This window comes from Nonomuraea sp. IBHARD001, from assembly GCF_056106265.1.
Map to the genome: position 1 here is coordinate 8153908 of NZ_JBWBBW010000002.1, position 17963 is coordinate 8171870.

17 protein-coding genes and 1 tRNA gene are annotated in these 17963 nt (G+C 70.1%); 3 read left to right on the plus strand and 15 right to left on the minus strand.

Features of this window, described 5'->3' with window-relative positions:
* The first annotated feature begins 12 nt into the window (after window positions 1-12).
* The 3 genes from ACTWNK_RS38720 (at window position 13) to ACTWNK_RS38730 (ending at window position 3770) form a co-directional block, all read left to right on the plus strand.
* Window positions 13-996, plus strand: a complete 984-nt coding sequence (locus ACTWNK_RS38720) for an SGNH/GDSL hydrolase family protein (RefSeq protein ID WP_474309896.1) — start codon at window positions 13-15, stop codon at window positions 994-996.
* A gap of 61 nt (window positions 997-1057) precedes the next feature.
* On the plus strand, window positions 1058-2401 hold the full coding sequence (locus ACTWNK_RS38725) for an outer membrane protein assembly factor BamB family protein (protein WP_474309897.1): 1344 nt from the start codon (window positions 1058-1060) through the stop codon (window positions 2399-2401).
* A gap of 151 nt (window positions 2402-2552) precedes the next feature.
* The gene (locus ACTWNK_RS38730; protein WP_474309898.1) at window positions 2553-3770 is read left to right on the plus strand and encodes an acetyl-CoA C-acetyltransferase; all 1218 of its coding nucleotides are present in this window, start codon (window positions 2553-2555) and stop codon (window positions 3768-3770) included.
* Window positions 3771-3826: 56 nt separating this feature from the next.
* Here the strand turns inward: ACTWNK_RS38730 and ACTWNK_RS38735 are convergent, their stop codons facing one another.
* From ACTWNK_RS38735 to ACTWNK_RS38805, 15 genes are all read right to left on the minus strand, one after another.
* Entirely contained in the window at window positions 3827-4237 is a 411-nt protein-coding gene (locus tag ACTWNK_RS38735) for a PPOX class F420-dependent oxidoreductase (protein ID WP_474309899.1), read from the minus strand.
* 262 nt (window positions 4238-4499) lie between these two features.
* Window positions 4500-4733 (minus strand): DUF4287 domain-containing protein, encoded by a 234-nt coding sequence (locus ACTWNK_RS38740; RefSeq protein WP_474309900.1) that lies wholly within the window; start codon window positions 4731-4733, stop codon window positions 4500-4502.
* A 154-nt stretch (window positions 4734-4887) separates the two neighbouring features.
* Window positions 4888-5679 (minus strand): Bax inhibitor-1/YccA family protein, encoded by a 792-nt coding sequence (locus ACTWNK_RS38745; protein WP_474309901.1) that lies wholly within the window; start codon window positions 5677-5679, stop codon window positions 4888-4890.
* Window positions 5680-6254: 575 nt separating this feature from the next.
* Window positions 6255-6327: transfer RNA gene (locus ACTWNK_RS38750), tRNA-Leu, on the minus strand.
* A 49-nt stretch (window positions 6328-6376) separates the two neighbouring features.
* Window positions 6377-6871, minus strand: coding sequence for a peptide deformylase (locus ACTWNK_RS38755; RefSeq protein ID WP_474309902.1), 495 nt, complete (start codon window positions 6869-6871; stop codon window positions 6377-6379).
* A 428-nt stretch (window positions 6872-7299) separates the two neighbouring features.
* Window positions 7300-7824, minus strand: coding sequence for a glycine cleavage system transcriptional repressor (locus tag ACTWNK_RS38760; RefSeq protein WP_474309903.1), 525 nt, complete (start codon window positions 7822-7824; stop codon window positions 7300-7302).
* 79 nt (window positions 7825-7903) lie between these two features.
* A complete protein-coding gene (locus tag ACTWNK_RS38765; protein WP_474309904.1) occupies window positions 7904-9220 on the minus strand; it encodes an NAD(P)/FAD-dependent oxidoreductase in 1317 nt (438 codons plus the stop codon).
* A 174-nt stretch (window positions 9221-9394) separates the two neighbouring features.
* On the minus strand, window positions 9395-10195 hold the full coding sequence (locus ACTWNK_RS38770; protein WP_474309905.1) for a uracil-DNA glycosylase: 801 nt from the start codon (window positions 10193-10195) through the stop codon (window positions 9395-9397).
* A gap of 291 nt (window positions 10196-10486) precedes the next feature.
* A complete protein-coding gene (locus ACTWNK_RS38775) occupies window positions 10487-11665 on the minus strand; it encodes a hypothetical protein (protein ID WP_474309906.1) in 1179 nt (392 codons plus the stop codon).
* 174 nt (window positions 11666-11839) lie between these two features.
* Entirely contained in the window at window positions 11840-12757 is a 918-nt protein-coding gene (locus ACTWNK_RS38780; protein ID WP_474309907.1) for a Ppx/GppA phosphatase family protein, read from the minus strand.
* A complete protein-coding gene (locus ACTWNK_RS38785; RefSeq protein WP_474309908.1) occupies window positions 12754-13275 on the minus strand; it encodes a DUF501 domain-containing protein in 522 nt (173 codons plus the stop codon). Before ACTWNK_RS38785 ends, ACTWNK_RS38780 begins: the two co-directional genes overlap by 4 nt.
* Window positions 13262-13714, minus strand: coding sequence for a septum formation initiator family protein (locus tag ACTWNK_RS38790; RefSeq protein ID WP_474309909.1), 453 nt, complete (start codon window positions 13712-13714; stop codon window positions 13262-13264). The genes ACTWNK_RS38785 and ACTWNK_RS38790 overlap by 14 nt, the downstream gene beginning before the upstream one ends.
* Window positions 13715-13785: 71 nt before the next feature.
* Window positions 13786-15063 (minus strand): phosphopyruvate hydratase, encoded by a 1278-nt coding sequence (gene eno / locus ACTWNK_RS38795; RefSeq protein ID WP_474309910.1) that lies wholly within the window; start codon window positions 15061-15063, stop codon window positions 13786-13788.
* 80 nt (window positions 15064-15143) lie between these two features.
* Window positions 15144-16985: a WD40 repeat domain-containing serine/threonine protein kinase gene (locus ACTWNK_RS38800; protein ID WP_474309911.1), complete on the minus strand. Its 1842-nt coding sequence runs from the start codon at window positions 16983-16985 to the stop codon at window positions 15144-15146.
* A 33-nt stretch (window positions 16986-17018) separates the two neighbouring features.
* Window positions 17019-17960, minus strand: coding sequence for a nucleoside triphosphate pyrophosphohydrolase (locus ACTWNK_RS38805; protein ID WP_474309912.1), 942 nt, complete (start codon window positions 17958-17960; stop codon window positions 17019-17021).
* Window positions 17961-17963: the final 3 nt, after the last annotated feature.

A 17963-nucleotide genomic window follows, 5' to 3' on the forward strand; every position in this document is an offset into this window, starting at 1 on the left:
GGGGCGCGGTAGGTGATCTGGACCCCGGGGGTGGCGCGGGCGGCGCGCCGGATAGCCGCTGCGGCGGCGGTGGGAGGGGGCGGGCTGACCGCCCTCGGCGCCACCGCCTACGGACTGCTGCTGGCCGAGAGCCTGGTCGCCAGGCGGGTGATCGGCAGGCCGCACGGCATGGAGGGACCGGCGTCCGACGGCGTCTACGGCGATTTCGCCGGTCCCGAGATCAGGCTGGCCATGCTGGGCGACTCGCTCTCGGTCGGCCTCGGTATGACCGATCCCGCCGACACGCCTGGCGTCCGCATCGCCAACGGGCTGGCGGCCGTGGCCGAGCGGCCGGTCAGGCTGACGGTGTGCGGCAAGTCGGGCGCGCCGTCCGCCGAGCTGTCGGAGCAGGTCGACAGGGCGCTCAAGGCCGTGCCCGACGTGGCCGTCGTCTTCGTCGGCGCCAACGACGTGACCACCCAGACTCCGCCCGCCCAGGCCGTACGGCATCTGGCCAAGGCGGTGCACCGGTTGCGTGCGGCCGGCGCCGAGGTCGTCGTCGGGACATGTCCGGACCTGGGGACCGTACGGCCGATCGGGCAGCCGTTGCGCTGGGTGACGCGCCGCTGGAGCAGGCAGCTGGCCGCGGCCCAGACGGTCGCCGTGGTCGAGGCGGGTGGGCGCACGGTGGCCTTCGCCGACCTACTGGGGCCGGAATTCGCCACTAATCCGGCAGAAATGTTCGGACCGGATCGTTTCCATCCATCTGACCGAGGTTACCTCCAGGCCGCTTACGCGGTGCTACCTTCTGTATGCGCTGCGTTGGGGTTGTGGCCTGAGCCACGCCCTGCCCGTGGCGAAGGATTGCAACCGATTTACCTTGCGGCGGCCACGGCTGCGGAGGAACCCGGCGCCGAGGTCACCGCGACCCGCTTCGCAGGGCGAGCGACCGGCCCACACGGACGGTGGGTCACACTGCTTCGCCGGCGGACGGGGGCCATGCCCCACGACGCCTGAAACCGGTCACCCTCCGAAATCGTGCCGTCACTCCTCGCCCCCAATAGGAGTGGAAATACCCGTGCTCCGGCCTCACCCGAAACCGGCCCTCGCGCTCGCCGGAGTCCTGGCCCTGGCCGGCTGCTCCGGCAGCGACGCGGCCACGACGGACTTCCCGACCTGGCAGAACACCTCCGTCAACGTCGTCAGCCGCATGCTCACCGCCGGTGGCGTCGTGGCGACCACCTCGATGAAGGCCGATGGCTCGCTGGAGACCGTCGGCCTCGACCTGTCCAGTGGCAAGACTCTTTGGGCCTATCCCGCCACCATGTCGGGCCGGTTGCCCGGCATGGGCGTCTCGGCGCCCGCCGTGGTCGAGACCGGCAAGGACAAGGCGGTCGTGGTCGCCCTCGACCCGGCCAAGTCCGGCCGCTGGAACGCCACCTTGATCGCCCGCGACGCCCGCACCGGCGCGCAGCTGTGGAAGCGGCCCGTGCACTCGACGTTCGGCCCCCAGCGCTGCGGGCCCTACATCTGCATGTCCGAGCACACCGCATTGGCCGCGGCCAGGGTCGTCGTGCTCGACCCGGCGACGGGCAAGCAGATGTGGAAGCTGCCCGGCATCGCCGAGGTGGAGTGGTCCGACGCCAAGCGCGTGCTGCTGCTGCGCCTGGCGGCCAACCCGATGGTCGAGTCCTACGACCTCACGACCGGCAAGCTCCAGTGGCAGCAGGCGGTCGAGCAGGCCCTGGGGCCGGGCGTCGACATGTCGGGCGGCTGGGCCTTCGGCGCCACCGGCGAGAACCTCACCGGCTACGTGGCCCCCTACACCAATCCGCGCACCAAGCGGGTCTCGACGTTCGGCCTGTTCTCCCTGCGCATCGCCGACGGCACGATCAACTGGATGCGCCCTTCGGTCGTGCGCGTCTACCCCAGCGGCAGCCCCGGCTTCGCCCCCGTCGTGCGCCCGGTCGACCAGCAGGGCCAGTACGGCGGCTTCGCCAGGCTCGACTCCGACAGCGGCAGGGTCATGGGCCAGATCACCGCGACCCAGGTGCCGGGCTCCGGCTGGTGGCTCGCCTTCCCCGCCCGCATGGAGCGCCTGGGCTTCCTCAAGCACAACAGCCCCGGCACCTCCTTCGACCTGGCCACCGGCAAGGCCATGTCGGTCAAGGCGCAGCGCGGCTGGTCCTTCTGCGTGACCGACCCCAAGCCGCTGCCGCTCAAGGGCCAGGCGCCCGGCTTCTACTCGGTGGCGTCGGTCTGCGAGTTCGACCTGTCCAACGGCAAGCGGGTCCCGGACGCGGGCGCACCGCCCTCGTGGTTCACCGGCAGCCAGGGCGGCTGGCGCCTGTGGCGTGACGAGAAGGGCGCCCTCCACGGCATCAAGGACGGCGCCGCGACCGCTCCCGGCATGTACGGCTGAGCCGCGACGAACACGGGCCGGGCGAGATGTCGCCCGGCCTTTTCGCCGTGCATAACATAGTTCTGTTTTATCGGCCCCGGGTCCTGGCCTCCGGCGTACCAGGCGGTAACCTCCGAAATGAGGAGTGCCGCACCGAACCCAGGAGAGCCACATGCCCGAGGCAGTCATCGTCGCGACCGCGCGTTCGCCGATCGGCCGCGCCTTCAAGGGGTCGCTGAAGGACATCCGTCCCGACGACCTGACCGTCCAGATGGTCCAGGCCGCACTGGCCCAGGTGCCCCAGCTCGACCCGGCCACGATCGACGACCTCATGCTCGGCTGCGGCCTGCCCGGCGGCGAGCAGGGCTACAACATGGGCCGAGTCGTCTCGGTGCTGCTCGGCCTCGACGGCGTGCCCGGCACCACGATCACCCGCTACTGCTCCTCCTCGCTGCAGACCACCCGGATGGCGCTGCACGCGATCAGGGCGGGAGAGGGCGACGTGTTCGTCTCGGCGGGCGTCGAGGCGGTCTCGCGCTTCGTCAAGGGCAACTCCGACTCGCTGCCCGACACGCAGAACCCCGAGTTCGGCGAGGCCGTCGCCCGTTCGCAGAGCTTCGCCGAAGGCGGCAGGACCTGGCACGACCCCCGCCAGGACGACCTGGTGCCCGACGTCTACATCGCGATGGGCCAGACGGCCGAGAACCTGGCCCAGCTCAAGGGCGTCACCCGCCAGGAGCAGGACGAGTTCGGCGTGCGCTCGCAGAACCTCGCCGAGAAGGCGATCGCCGACGGCTTCTGGGCCAAGGACATCACGCCGGTCACCCTGCCGGACGGCACGGTCGTCTCCAAGGACGACGGGCCGCGCGCGGGCACCACCTACGAGGCCGTGTCGCAGCTCAAGCCGGTCTTCCGCCCCGACGGCACGGTCACGGCGGGCAACTGCTGCGCGCTCAACGACGGCGCGGCGGCGCTCATCGTGATGAGCGACACCAAGGCCGCCGAGCTCGGCATCACGCCGCTGGCCCGCATCGTGTCCACCGGCGTCACCGGCCTGTCGCCCGAGATCATGGGCCTGGGTCCGGTCGAGGCGTCCAAGCAGGCGCTCAGGCGGGCCGGCATGTCCATCGGCGACGTCGACCTGGTCGAGATCAACGAGGCGTTCGCCGCCCAGGTCATCCCGTCCTACCGCGATCTCGGCATCGACCTCGACCGGCTGAACGTCAACGGCGGCGCGATCGCCGTCGGCCATCCGTTCGGCATGACCGGCGCCCGCATCACCTCCACGCTGATCAACAGCCTGCGTCACCACGACAAGGCGATCGGCCTGGAGACCATGTGCGTGGGCGGCGGCCAGGGCATGGCCATGGTCCTGGAACGCCTCAGCTGACCTCGCCGCTTCTCCCGCGGGCCGATCGGCGTGCGGGAGAAGCGGGAGGTGACGGCTCAGCCGTGGCGGTCGGGGCCCGCCTTGTCGAGGTTGACGCGGACAAGCACACGCTTGTCGCGGGTCATCGCGGCGCGGTAGTCGTCCCAGTCGGGGTGCTCGCCGGAGATCTCGCGATAGTAGGAGACCAGCCCCTCCATCGCTTCGGGCAGCGAGATCACCTCGGCCTCGCCCTCGACCTGGACCCAGTCGCCGAAGAAGCCGTCGGTGAACACGCACAACGCCACCCGCGGGCTCCGCCGTACGTTGCGGGTCTTGGTGGCGCCCTCGCGCGTGCTGATGACGACGCAGCCGTCGGCGTCGACGCCCACCGTCACGGGCGAGAGCTGGGGACGGCCGTCGGCGTGCTGGGTGAGAAGAACGGCGCGATGGTTGCGCCGGAGGAATTCACGTGCCTTGTCGAGATCCATGCCGACCATGATTGCGCGCCCACGCCTGGTTCGGCGCGGGCGCGTGATGCGGGAACCTGAAAGTCCTGCACCGGATCCCCAAGGCGGAGCCCGCACTCCTCACGGTACGGCGGGTCCACGTGGTGCGGCCTGTGCCGCTGTTCCGGGTGGAGCGGAGGTTCTCGATGGAGCCGGAGCCGCGATTCCAGATGGAGCAGGGGTTCTGGATGGAGCCGGGGTTCCGGGGTCTTCCGGTTTCGGACGTTCGGACGGTGAGCCGGCTCTAGATGAAGCCCATCCGGTTGCGGCGCTGCCGCTCGTGCTCGTGCACGATCGCCGCGGCATAGCCGTGTGTCAGGCCGTGCTCGTCGGCGAGCCAGTTGGCCCGCTCGTCGCACCTGAGGAAGGACGGGCCGTTGTCTAGAGCTTGGAACCACTCTGGGAGTTCGCGTCCCGTTATCGTTGGGACCCTTGCGATCAGCTTCGTCTGCGTCTCCGGTGAGTGGTTCAACGACATGGGCACCTCCACGGATTAAGGTCCTTTGCTTGACACTGCAACAGGACAGCATGAATGGCAACCCCCCAGCCGTCACCCGTCGTAGATCATCCATTGCGCACCGAAAAGGGCCCCACCTTGCGGCAGGGCCCTTCGCACGAGGTCGATCGGCCGATCAGTCGTCACCCGAGAAGAAGCTGACGAAGCGCAGCACCTCCAGGTAGATCCAGACCAGGCTCAGCGTGAGCCCGAAGGCGCACTGCCAGGCGAACTTCTCCGGCGCACCGGCCCGCACGCCCTGCTCGATCGAGTCGAAGTCGAGCAGCAGGAAGAAGCAGCCGAGCAGGATCATCGCAACGCTGAAGATCCAGCCGAGCGGGTTGTCGGCCCGCAGCCCGAAACCACCCGGGACCCAGATGCCCACCAGCATGTTGACCAGCATCAGGCCGATCGCCGCGATCGCCGCGGCCAGCACGAACTTGACCAGCTTCGGCGTCACGCGGACGATCTTCAACGAGTAGACGGTGAGCACACCGGCGAACGCCAGTGCCGTGCCGATCACCGCCTGCAGTACGACGCCGTTGAAGGCGTTCTCGTAGGCGTGGCTCAGCGCGCCGACGAACACGCCGTAGAACAGCGCGTAGCCAAGGATGAGCGCCGGGTTGGTGCTCTGCTTGAACGACGCGATCAGGCCGAGCACGACACCGATGATCGCCGCGACGACCGCGACGCCCATGGGCACGTCGAGCACCCAGGCGGCGGCACCGGCGGCGACCAGCGTGCCGAGAGTCATGAAACTGCGGACGACGACGTCGTCGATCGTCATCGTCTTGTGTGCGGGGGGCGCCGGGGGCGCGTAGGACGGGGTGTTGTACATGTCCTGCAACTGGGCCGGCGACGGGCTCTGGCCCGCCCAACCCTGCTGGTGCCCGGCACCCCGGCTGAATACGGGGTTCTTGCTTTCCATCGCTGCCTCCACGCTGCGACCTATGTGATCAGCGTATTAGATCGTGCGTCACATGAGCCTGTGCGCGCCCGGATCTATGTGCATTCGAGACGTCGCACGATTCACAACGCGCGACGACGCAGCCTAGTTCCCAGGCATCACGATCTCGTACGGCGACGCGGATCACCCTCCTGACGTGCGGCGGCACGCCGTACTCCGGATGGACGGCCGCTGACGGCCGCCCGTGGTCCGGCCACGGTGCGTCACGCCGCCTCCCCCTCGACAATCACCCGCGAAGTCCGTATGGAAACGCGGCGATTCTGCCGGGTGAATTGCATTTCCGGCCCGCGATTCTTCCATTGTGGAAATGGAAGGTCTCAGCCCGCACACGGGCCGTCACTCTGCGGGGCTCCGAGATGTCAGATGTGGAGCGCCAACTTGTGCCGCCGAGAACCGACGAACATTCGGGACGCAAGGCGCGGGAAGCCCGTGTGGCTAGGTTCCCGACACCCGTCGGCGAACCGCACGAGCGGCACCAGACACCCCATGACTCCATAAGACCAGGTCAAAGGCGCATTTCCCAAGAATAACGGCAGTGCCCCCGGCGGGATTCGAACCCGCACTTCAACCCTTTTAAGGGGTTTGCCTCTGCCATTGGGCTACGGGGGCGCCGCAATCATACGAAACTGACCATGGTTCCGAGGAGCACAACTTCGCATCATGCGTCACAACAGTGCGGTCTGCGGTGAAGCGAGGGGGCTCCTGCCACTCTGTCCAGGAAGAGTACGCCGTCCAAATGATCCAGTTGATGCTGGATACTGCGTGCTTCGACACTGTCCGCATCGATGGTCACGACCTGGCCCGAGCCCGGCAGCCGCCCTTCGACGGTGATCCGCCAAGCCCTCAGCACATCGCCCACGAGGCCGTGCACGGACACGCATCCCTCACGCCCGGTCTCCCAGCGCGCGGCCGAGACCAGGCGCGGATTGACCAGCACGAGCGGCCCCGCACACGACCGCGCCCGAGGATGGCGCGAGACGTCCACCGCGAGCAGCCGCCATCCCAGGCCGATCTGCGGCGCCGACAGGCCCGACTTGCACGGCGACGCCATCAAGGTCGCCAGCAGGTCCCTGGCCGCCGCCCGCACGGCGGGCGAGGCGGGATCCACCTCTGCGGCGGGCCGCGCCAGCAGCACATGCGGCGCATCCAACACCACTCGCACCTCCCCCCGCACCTCCTCCCCCAGCCGTCGCCCCGCCCACCCCGCCTCAGACTCCCCCGCCTCCGCCCGCGCCGCCTCTGCCGCCCCCGCCTTCCCCTGCCCTGCCCCTGCCCCTGACTCCACCGCGCGTCCTGCCCCCGCCGCCGCCTGAGCCGCCTCCGCGTACCCCGCCCCCGCCTCCCGCTCCCCCGCCCGAACGGCTCCCGCCGCCCCGGGAACCGGCTGATCGCCCGTGCCGCCCGCACCTCCGCCCGCAAAGCCCTCCCTGGCGCCCTCAGCCGTCCCCTCAGCCCCTGGGACGCCGCCGCCCACCCAGGAGCCCGCCGGAGCCTCAGCGGCCCCTGCAGCCCCTCCCAACCACCCGAAGGCCCGCAGCGACCACCCGGCCGAGATCCCTCCGGCCCCTTCCTCGCCCCGCGTCACAGGATGTCCGGCTCGGACGGACGGAACGTGATCTCCGACCCCAGCCCGGCCCCGGTCGCCGCCAGACGTCGCATCAGAAGCGCGACGTCCACCTTCTCCGGCAGCAGCACATCGGCGATGAGAACGTACAGCCGCCCGCTCAACCGGCTGCTCATCCCGACGATGTTGCCCCCAACCGACGCCAGCACCGCGCTGATCGACGAGATGATCCCCGGCCGGTCGGGCCCGTGCACGGTCAGCACGTAGCCGAGCCCTTCGGCGCCGCACCGGCCGTGCGCCCCGGCGTAGGGCGCGGCCTCGACGGGCGCCGCCATCACCACCAGCGAGGGCAGCCGCACACGCTCACACACCTGCTCGGCGGTCAGCTCGCCCGAGACGAGCAGGGTCATCGCGACGTGCCCGCCCAGCAGGGTCATCGTCGAGTCCTGGATGTTGGCGCCGCATTCGGCCAGCGATCCGGCCACGTCGGCTATGACGCCCGGCCGATCGGCCCCGAGTACGGTGACGGCGGAAAGTCTCACCCCTGGTGCTCCCCCTTGCCTGACTACACAAAGGGGAAAGGCACCCCTTTCGAGGTGCCTTTCGCACTGCGGCAAGCCGTCAGCGGCGGTTGCTCGCGACCGCGGCCCGGAATTCGTCGCGCGGGTGGTGCACCTCCCCGAGCGAGATCGTCTCCCGCTTGAAGAAGAGCGCGAGCGTCCAGTCGACGAGGACACGGACCTTGCGGTTCATCGTCGGCACCCTGGACAGATGGTAGGTGCGGTGCATGAACCATGCAGGGAATCCGCGAAGCTTGACCCCGTAGACATTGGCCACGCCCTGGTACAGACCGAGTCCGGCGACCGATCCGGCGTACTTGTGGCGATAGTCCACCAGTTGTTCCCCACGCAGGGTCCTGGTGATGTTGTCGGCCAGCACCTTGGCCTGCCGTACGGCGTGCTGGGCGTTGGGCGCGCAGTACTGGCCGGGGTTGGTGACGTCGGGCACACCGGCGATGTCACCGGCGGAGAAGGCGTCACGGGTGCCGGCGACGGTGAGCTTCGTCGTGGTCTTGATCCGGCCGCGCTCGTCGACCGGCAGGTCGCCCGCGTTGACGATCGGGCTGGACTTCACGCCCGCCGTCCACACGAGGGTCTCGGCGTCGAAGCGGGAGCCGTCGGACAGCACGACGTGGCCGTCCACGCAGGATTCGAGGCGGGTGTCCAGCTTGACCTCGATGCCGCGCTCGCGCAGCTGCTCCAGCGTCCACTTGCCCATCTCGGGGCCGACCTCGGGCAGCACGCGGTTGGTCGCCTCGACGAGCACCCAGCGGATGTCGGCCGGCTTGATGTTGCGGTAGTAGCGGGTGGAGTCCTTGGCCATGTCCTCGAGCTCGGCGAGCGCCTCGACGCCCGCGAAGCCGGCGCCGACGACGACGAAGGTGAGGGCACGCCTGCGCAGCTCGGGGTCTTCGGCCGACTCCGCGACGTCGAGCTGGTGCAGCACGCGGTTGCGCAGGCCGATGGCCTCGCCGATGGTCTTGAAGCCGATGCCGATGTCGGTCAGTCCGGGAATGGGCAGGGTCCTGGAGATGGAACCGGCGGCCATCACGATCATGTCGTAGGAGATCTCGCGCGGCTCGCCCTCGCTGGGCACGAACAGCACCGTGCGGTCGGCGTGGTTGACCTTGGTGACCAGGCCGTTCAGGATGCGGGCCTTCGGCAGCACCCGGCGCAGCGGGGCCACCATGTGCCGGGGGGAGAGGTTGCCCGCCGCCGCCTCCGGCAGGAACGGCTGGTAGGTCATGTAGGACTCGGGGCTGATGATGGTGAGGCGGACGCTGCCGGAACGCAGCTCCTTGCGAAGCGTGCGCTGCAGGCGCAGGGCCGTGTAGAGGCCGACGTAGCCACCGCCGACGATCAGGATGTGCTTCGACATCGTGTTCACCTGAGGTCCCATCCTCGTGAGTGCTTGTGAAAGCATTCACAAGCTTACGTCAGCGGGTGCCGCCAACACCAATCCGATCTTCTGTCAACTTCCCACCATCTTCCCGGACAGGGAAGGAAATTCGGACTTTCGTGACGAAACAATCGCCGACTTTTCCGCTATGACCTACTTCACTTTTGCCAGCTCGGCGGCTCTTCCGAACACACTGTCGAGCATGTCGGCGGTGACCCGGCCGGTGAAGGTGTTCTGCTGGCTCGGGTGATACGTACCCAGCAGCATGACCTCCCTCCCTTCGCGCCGGGCCGGGACCTCGACGCCGTGCCCGAACGGCGGGCGCGGGCGCGGCAGGTCGTAGCCGGCCTGGCGCAGTGCGGGCCACATGGCCTGCCAGGCGAAGCCGCCGAGCGCGACCACCACACGCACGCTCGGCGCGACCAACTCGACCTCCCTGGCCAGCCACGGGTAGCAGGAGGTGCGCTCGACCGGCAGCGGCTTGTTGTCGGGAGGCGCGCAGCGCACGGCGGCGACCATCCTCGTGCCGATCAGCCGCTGCCCGTCGCCCGCGCGCACGCTGGTGGCCTTGGCGGCGAGCCCGACCCTGTGCAGCGAGGCGAACAGCCAGTCGCCGCTGCGGTCGCCGGTGAAGACGCGCCCGGTGCGGTTGCCGCCGTGCGCCGCGGGGGCCAGGCCCACCAGGAGCACGCGCGGCTCGGCCTCGCCCCACCCGGCGATGGGCCTGCCCCAGTACGTCTCGTCGGCGAAGGCACGGCGTTTGACGTCGGCGACCTCCTCACGCCAGGCCACCAGACGGGGACAGGCCCGGCACACCGACTCGCATGCGGCCAGTTCGTCCACCGTGTCACAGGAGGCGGCCAGCTCCAGCACCCGGCCGGGATCGTGGGCGACGGGCGTCTGCGCGGTCGCGGGGTCGTCGGGCCAGCCGGTGCCGGGCGGAACGAAGCTCATGCCCTCGATGGTGCCGCACAGGTACGACAGCGCCTGCCGGGAAACGCGAAGACCCGGGTGACCCCGAAAGGAGTCACCCGGGTCCCCGGGTACTACGCGACATCGTTACTGCAGACGCCGTTACTGCAGACGCCGTTACTGCAGACGCCGTTACTGCAGACGCCGTTACTGCAGACGCCGTTACTGCAGACGCCGTTACTGCAGACGCCGTTACTGCAGACGCCGTTACTGCAGACGCCGTTACTGCAGACGCCGTTACTGCAGGGCGCCCTTACTGCATGCGCCCGGAGATCAGCCGATCTGCGTGGGAGCGGGCGCGCTCGCCGACGGGGTCGCCGTCGGGACCGCGGCGCACGGAACGCCGTAGCCCTGCGCGGCGGCGTCGCTGTTGTACTTGCCCGAGACGACGATCCGCACGCTGCCGGCCTTGCCGGTGTCGGGCAGGTTCACGCCGTCGAAGGAGACGTACTGCGAGCCGCGGTGGCCGAAGTACAGCTCGCCCCGCTTCACGGTCACGCCGTTGACCTGCCAGGCGTACTCGACGCTGTTACGGCCGGTCGAGTAGATGGTCGTGCCGGCGCCGACCGAGGCCGAGGTCGGGCACTTGGCGCTGACGCCGACGGTGGGAACGGAGACCGAGACCTTGGAGTCGTAGTCGCCGCCCTTGCACCACACCTTGTAGTAGGCGCGGTTGGACTCGGTGCCACGCTCGCCGAGAACCTCGAGCACGGCCCAGCCGCTGTGGCTCTCACGCGGCGAGAAGGAGTAGTAGACCTTACGCGCGTCGTAGACCTTGATCTTGCCGCCGTCGACGACACTGCCGTTCAGCACCCAGCGGTAGTGCACCCACTGCGGGCTGCCGACGCGGATGACACCGGTGAAGCCGATCTTGTCGCCCGGCGTGCACGGCCCCTCGTAGTAGTCGGGGTTCGCCCACACGCGAGTGGTGATCTTCTCGTCGACGTCCTTGAGGCCGCCGCTCTCCTGCGAACAGGTCACCGAGAAGCGACCCTTGGCAGAGGTGACCTTGCGCGGGCCGAGGACCTGGATGGCCTCCCAGCCCTTCACGTCACCCTTGAAGGTGATCGATTCGCGAACGTTGACGGTCTTGACGCCCTTGCCCTTGAGCTTGACGACGTTGACCTTGCCCTTGGACCCGTCGCCGTGCAACCAGCGGTAGGCGAGCTCGGTCTTGCCGTTGATCTTGAGCTTGATCTTGGAGGAGAAGGTGACCTTCACCGGGCAAGAGCCCTCGTAGTTCCCCGTTGACGCCTTGGGAGTGGTGACCGAGACGAAGGACCCCGAGCTGACCGTGGCGGTCGCGGCGGTCTTGGCCTTGGCCTTGGCCACCACCGCCTTGCTCGTGGTCGCGGCCTGAGCCGGGCCGGCCAACAACCCCGTGACCATGGTGGCCAGCACCGCGGCGGAGGCGGTGAAGGCCGCCGCCCTGCGTGCCATTCCTGACTTCATGCGAGCGTGCTCCATTTCCGTGAGAGGGAATGCGCTCGGGAACGGTCGCCACGCCGACACATCCTGTGCCGGACCATATGGCAAAGCCCCCGTAAAGCTTCTTTACCTAATCACAGATCAGATTGCACTCTCAACACGGCCGAAACCCCGAAAATGTCCCGATTTGACGTCAATTCACGCGACAGACCAGGCGATTCCATCCAGAATGTCGTGTTCGCTCACCACGACCTGCGGAAACGCGAAACGCCCGACGATACGGTCGAGGATGAGCGCGCCCGCACCGATGACGTCGACACGCCCGGGATGCATGACGCCGAGCGCCGCGCGCTCACCTTGGGTCATCGTCAAAAGCCTGCGCGTCACCTCGCGCACCTGCCCGGCGCTGATCCTGGCGTGATGGATCCGCTCCGGATCGTAGGCGTCGAGCCCCAGCGCCACCCCGGCGACCGTCGTCACCGAGCCCGCCAGGCCGACCAGCGTGTGCGCGCGTTCCACGGGCACGTCGAGCGCCACCCTGTCGAGCGCCGCGTCGATGTCGGACACGACCTCCTCGATCGCCCGCTCGGACGGCGGGTCGCCCGCGTCGCGCAGATGCCGCTCGGTCAGCCTGACGCAGCCGATGTCCACCGACAGCGCGCCCTCCACCCGATCGGCGCCGACCACGAACTCCGTCGAACCGCCCCCGATGTCCACCACGAGGTACGGCCTGGCCAGGCCGGTCAGGCCCTTGGTCGCACCGGTGAACGACAGCGCCGCCTCCTCAGCGCCGGAGACGACCTCGGGCTCGACGCCGAAGATCTCGCGCACGCCGTCGACGAAGTCCTGCCTGTTGGCGGCGTCGCGGGTGGCGCTCGTCGCGACCACCCTGGTGGCGACGGCGCCGTGCTTGTCGATCAGCCGCCGGTAGCCGCGCATCGCGGTGAACGTGCGCTCCAGCGCCTCGGGCGCGAGCCTGCCCGTCCGGTCCACACCCTGGCCGAGCCTGACGATCTCCATCAGGCGCTCGACGTCGCGCAGGCTCTCGCCCTCGACATCGGCGACCAGCAGGCGGACCGAGTTGGTGCCACAGTCGATCGCGGCGACCCTGGTCACTGCGCCTCCCTCACTGCGTCGTCGTCGCCCTGGACGCAGGGGCCGTCGGCCCACCACTCGCCCAGGGCGTCGAGTGCCTCACGGCCGAACGGATTGGAGCCGGGCACGGCCAGTTCGTGCGCGACCAGGGCGTGCAGGCACTTGACCCGCTCGGGCATGCCGCCGGTGCTCTGCATGTCGCGCGGCAACGGTTCGAGGCCCTCGTCGAGTGCGGCCTTGTCCCGGCGCGCGATGTAGTCCTCGTGCGCGGCGCGGTAGGCCGAGGCCAGGTCGGCGTCGTCGGCCAGCCTCGCCTGCATGCCGCGCATCACGCCATCGCCCTCGAGCGTGCCGATCAGCGAGGCGACCTTGGGGCACGTCAGGTAGTACAGCGTGGGGAACGGCGTGCCGTCCGGCAGGCGCGGCGCGGTCTCCACCACGTCGGGCAGGCCGCACGGACACCTGTGCGCGACCGCGCGCAGCCCCCTCGGCGTCCGGCCGAGCTGCCGCTCCACCGCCGCGACGTCATCGGCTCGCATCGCTCTTCTCCCCCGTGTCCTGCTTCGCCGTCTCCTGCTGGGACTTCCCGGCCTTCTGGCCGTGGCCCGAGTCGGCGGCCTCGATGGACTCCCACAACGTTTCGTACCAGGGCGGCGTCGCCTGCGCCTTCGGCCGCCCGGCGCTCGTGCCCGCATCGCCCTTCGGCGCGCCCACCACGTAGCACTTGGCGCCGGGATCGCACATGTGCAACCGGCTGCGCGCCTCACGCTTGACGAAGTCGGGGTCGACCAGCTGACGGCCCCTCGCCTCGTGCTTGCGCAGCTCGGCCAGCTTCGTGGCCACCTGCTCGGCCAGCGCGACGTTGTTGCGCCGCTGGGTGATGTACTCGCGCACCGGATAGGCCAAGCTCATGGCGATCGCGCACACCACGACCGCGAGCACCGCCGCCCGTCCCGTCAACTGCGGTCTCTTCGCCACACCCACCCCCACGCCCGAACCGATCTTGTACGGCTTGCGCCCGATTCGCCGGGCGCAAGCCGTACAAGAAACTAGCGCTGGAAGCGCGGGAAAGCCGCGCGACCCGCGTAGCGGGCGGCATCGTCGAGAAGTTCCTCGATGCGGAGCAGCTGGTTGTACTTGGCGACGCGGTCCGAGCGGGCCGGTGCGCCGGTCTTGATCTGACCGCAGTTGGTGGCCACGGCCAGGTCGGCGATCGTGGTGTCCTCGGTCTCGCCCGAACGGTGGCTCATCATGCAGCGGTAGCCGTTGCGGTGGGCCAGCTCGACGGCGTCGAGGGTCTCGGTCAGCGTGCCGATCTGGTTGACCTTGACCAGCAGGGCGTTGGCCGTGCCCTCGGAGATGCCGCGGGCCAGGCGCTCGGGGTTGGTGACGAACAGGTCGTCGCCCACCAGCTGCACCTTGGCGCCGAGCTTCTCGGTGATGGCGTGCCAGCCGGCCCAGTCGTCCTCGTCGAGCGGGTCCTCGATCGAGACCAGCGGGTAGGAGTCGACCAGGTCGGCATAGAAGGCGATCAGCTCGTCGGCCGAGAGCCCCTTGCCGTCGATGGTGTAGACGCCGTCCTTGTGGAACTCCGACGCGGCCACGTCGAGGGCCAGGGCGACGTCCTCGCCGGGCACGTAACCGGCCTTCTCGATCGCGACCAGGATGAGGTCGAGCGCGTCGCGGTTGGACGGCAGGTTGGGCGCGAAACCGCCCTCGTCGCCGAGACCGGTGGCGTAGCCCTTCTCCTTCAGCACGCTCTTGAGCGCGTGGTAGACCTCGGTGCCCATGCGGACGGCCTCGGAGAACGTCTCGGCGCCGATCGGCGCGATCATGAACTCCTGGATGTCGACATTGGTGTCGGCGTGTGCGCCGCCGTTGAGGATGTTCATCATCGGGACCGGCAGCACGTGGGCGTTGGGGCCGCCCAGGTAGCGGAAGAGCGGCAGGTCGACGCTGTCGGCCGAGGCCTTGGCGACGGCCAGCGAGACGCCGAGAATGGCGTTGGCGCCGAGCTTGGCCTTGTTGGGCGTGCCGTCCAGGTCGATCATGAGCTGGTCGATGATCCGCTGCTCGTCGGCGTCGATCCCGAGGATCTCGTCGGCGATCTCGTCGGTCACCCCGAGCACGGCCTTCTGCACACCCTTGCCGCCGTAGCGCTCGTCCCCGTCGCGCAGCTCCACGGCCTCGAACTGGCCGGTTGATGCGCCGCTGGGGACCGCGGCGCGGCCCGTGCTGTTGTCGTCGAGCAGAACCTCGACCTCGACCGTGGGGTTGCCCCGGGAGTCGAGGATCTCGCGGGCGGTAACGGCCTCGATGGAAGCCACGGAAGCGCTCCTAGAGTCGAAGGGCAATTGCCACACGAGCCTATCGAGCCCTACCGGTAAGTACGGCGACCGCCTCGGTCCTAGCCCTGTTCGCCCAGGTTCCAGAGCCGCACGCCGCTCCCGCGCACGGCGGCGGCCACGACGTCGCGCCCGCCGAGTCGTCCCGCGGCCAGCGCGTCCACCGGCTCGCCGCCGGGCAGCAGCGTGCGGACGACCTCGCACGTGGCGCCGTCCCACACCCGCAGCGCCGTTCCCTCCCCCGTGCCCGCCAGCAGCCCGCCGCCCGTCATGACCGATGGCGTGATCGTCTCGCCGACCGCGCACACGGGTTCGTCCAGCCCGGCGCGGTGCATCTCGGTGCCGCCGCCCTCCAGCCGCACCGCGATCGCCGTGCCCTCGCCCGCCGACGCCACGGCCTGGACCGCGCCGCGCGCCGCCTGCCTCGGCTCGGTGTCCGCGCCCCAGAGCGAGACCCGGCGCAGCAGGCCCGGCGTGCCGACATAGACGGCATCGCCCGCGCCCGGCGCCGAGAGCGAGGTGATCGCGCCTTCGGCCTGCTGGAAGGGCTGCCCGCTGCGGCGGCCGGTGCCCAGGTCCCACGCCTGGACGCGGCCTTCGGCGCATCCGACGACGGCCGCCTGGCCTTCGGGCCGGTCGGCGATCGTCATCACCGCGCCGGACGCGCAGGCCCTGATGGTCTCGATCCTGGCCGACTCCACCGGGAACCAGGTGCGCACCCGGCCGTCGGCCGCACTCCACACCAGCGCCTGCCGTCCCCTGACGGTGGCGAACGCCATGCCGGTCACGTCGGCGACGGGCTTGGGCTGACGCACGACGACCGTGCCCGCGCCCGCGTCCCACACCGACAGGACGCCGGTGGCGGGCTGCCAGGCGGCGACGACTCCCACGCCGTCCAGCGCGCCGACGGCGATGCGGCTCGCGCCCGCGGCGCCTGCGATCACGCCGGGCACGACGTCGGGTGCGGCTTCGGGCTCGGCGCGTTCCGGCGAGTCCGGCAGGCCGTTCACGAGCAGGCCCGCCGTGAGCCCGGCCACGACCAGCGCGCCCGCCCCGGCCCTGGTCAGCCTGGTACGCCTGCTCGGGGACCGCTTCACGGGCGCGCGTCCCTCCAGCACGCCCAGTGCCTCAGCCGCGCTCGGCCTGCGCGAAGGCTCCTTGTCCAGGCACGCGGCCACCAGCGGCCGCAGCGAGGCGGGCACGCCGCTCAGATCGGGATCGGCCGTGAGGATGCGATGCATGATCGCCGGGATCGAGCCGCCCGCGAACGGCGCACGGCCGGTCGCGGCGAACACCATCGTCGAGCCCCACGCGAACAGGTCCGACGCCGCCGTCACCGTACGGCCCGCGATCTGCTCGGGCGACATGTAGCCGGGCGTGCCCACCACACCGCTGCCGCTCGTCGACGCGTCGAGCGCCTTGGCGATGCCGAAGTCGATCACTTTGGGCCCGTCGGCGGCGAGCAGCACGTTGCCCGGCTTGAGGTCGCGGTGCACGACGCCCGCCTCGTGGATGGCGGCGAGCGCGCCGAGCGTGCCCGCGGCCAGCCGTTCGAGCGAGCGCACGCCCTTCGGCCCGCGATCGTCGACGTCCTGGCGCAGCGAGGGCCCTTCGACGTACTCGCTGACGATGTAGGGCCTGTCCTCGACCAGTCCGGACGCGAGGATCACGGCCGTGCGGGACCCGCCCACCCGCCTGGCCGTGCGCGCCTCCCTCAGGAACCTGCGCCTGGCGTCGCGGTCGTGCAGCAGTCTGGCGTGCAGGACCTTGATCGCGACCTGGTGGCCGTCCTCGTCCCTGCCGAGGTAGACCACTCCCTGGCCGCCGTCGCCGAGCCCGCCGAGCAGCCGGTATCCGGCCAGCCTCCGCGGATCGCCCGGCCGCAGCGGACGCGGCTGCGCCATCGGTGCCTCCCCGTGTGTGACGCCGAAGATGCTTCAGGAGGGCTGGGAGCGCGACTCCCACGCGTGCACACGGTCGCGGTAGGTCCTGGCGGCGGCACGCAGTTCGGCCTCGGGGTCGAGCCCGGCCTCCTGTGCCCGCCGTACCAGGTCGAACAGCTCGCGGGCCACGCCCTGGCCGATGGCGTGTGCCAGGCTTTCGGGTGCGCCGGAGCGCTCGGCGCGCCTGACGAGCTGGGCGGCCAGGCTCAGGGCCGGCTGGCCGAGCGGGACGCCGTCGAGGGCGGAGGAGGAGCCCTTGGCCGCGCGTTCCTCGGCCTTGATCGCCTCCCAGTTGGCGTTGACCTCGTCGGCGCTGTCCACGTGCACCGTGCCGAACACGTGGGGGTGGCGGCGTACCAGCTTGGCGACGATGCCCTCGGCCACGTCGTCGACGTCGAACGTCTCGGCCACCCTGGCATGGAAGACCACCTGGAGCAGCACGTCCCCGAGCTCCTCGCGCAGCGCCGCGTAGTCGCCCTGCTCGACGGTCTCCAGCACCTCGTAGGCCTCTTCGATGAGGTACGGCACCAGCGTCTCGTGCGTCTGCTTGCGGTCCCACGGACACTCGGCGCGCAGCCGCTCCATGACGGCCACCAGGTCGAGCATCCGCGCGCCGGGCAGGTCGTAGGAGCCGGGGATCACCTCGATCAGCGGCGGCTCCTCCAACGCCATGGCGGCGTGCCCGACCGAGCGCATGAACGACTCGTCGCCCTCGGCGGCCAGCCACACGACGCTCGCGCGCAGCGCCTCGGCCGCGATGGCGGCATGGTCGGGCGTGACGACCTCGACCCGCACACCCGCCTCCGCCAGGTACGGCAGATGCGGGTGGTCTTCGGAGCCGGTGAGCACACGGCCCGAGCGCAGCGCCTGCCAGGCCTGATGGCTCAGCAGGCCCGGCGCCACACGCGGCGAGGTCGTGACGACGAGGAGCGGCATGGG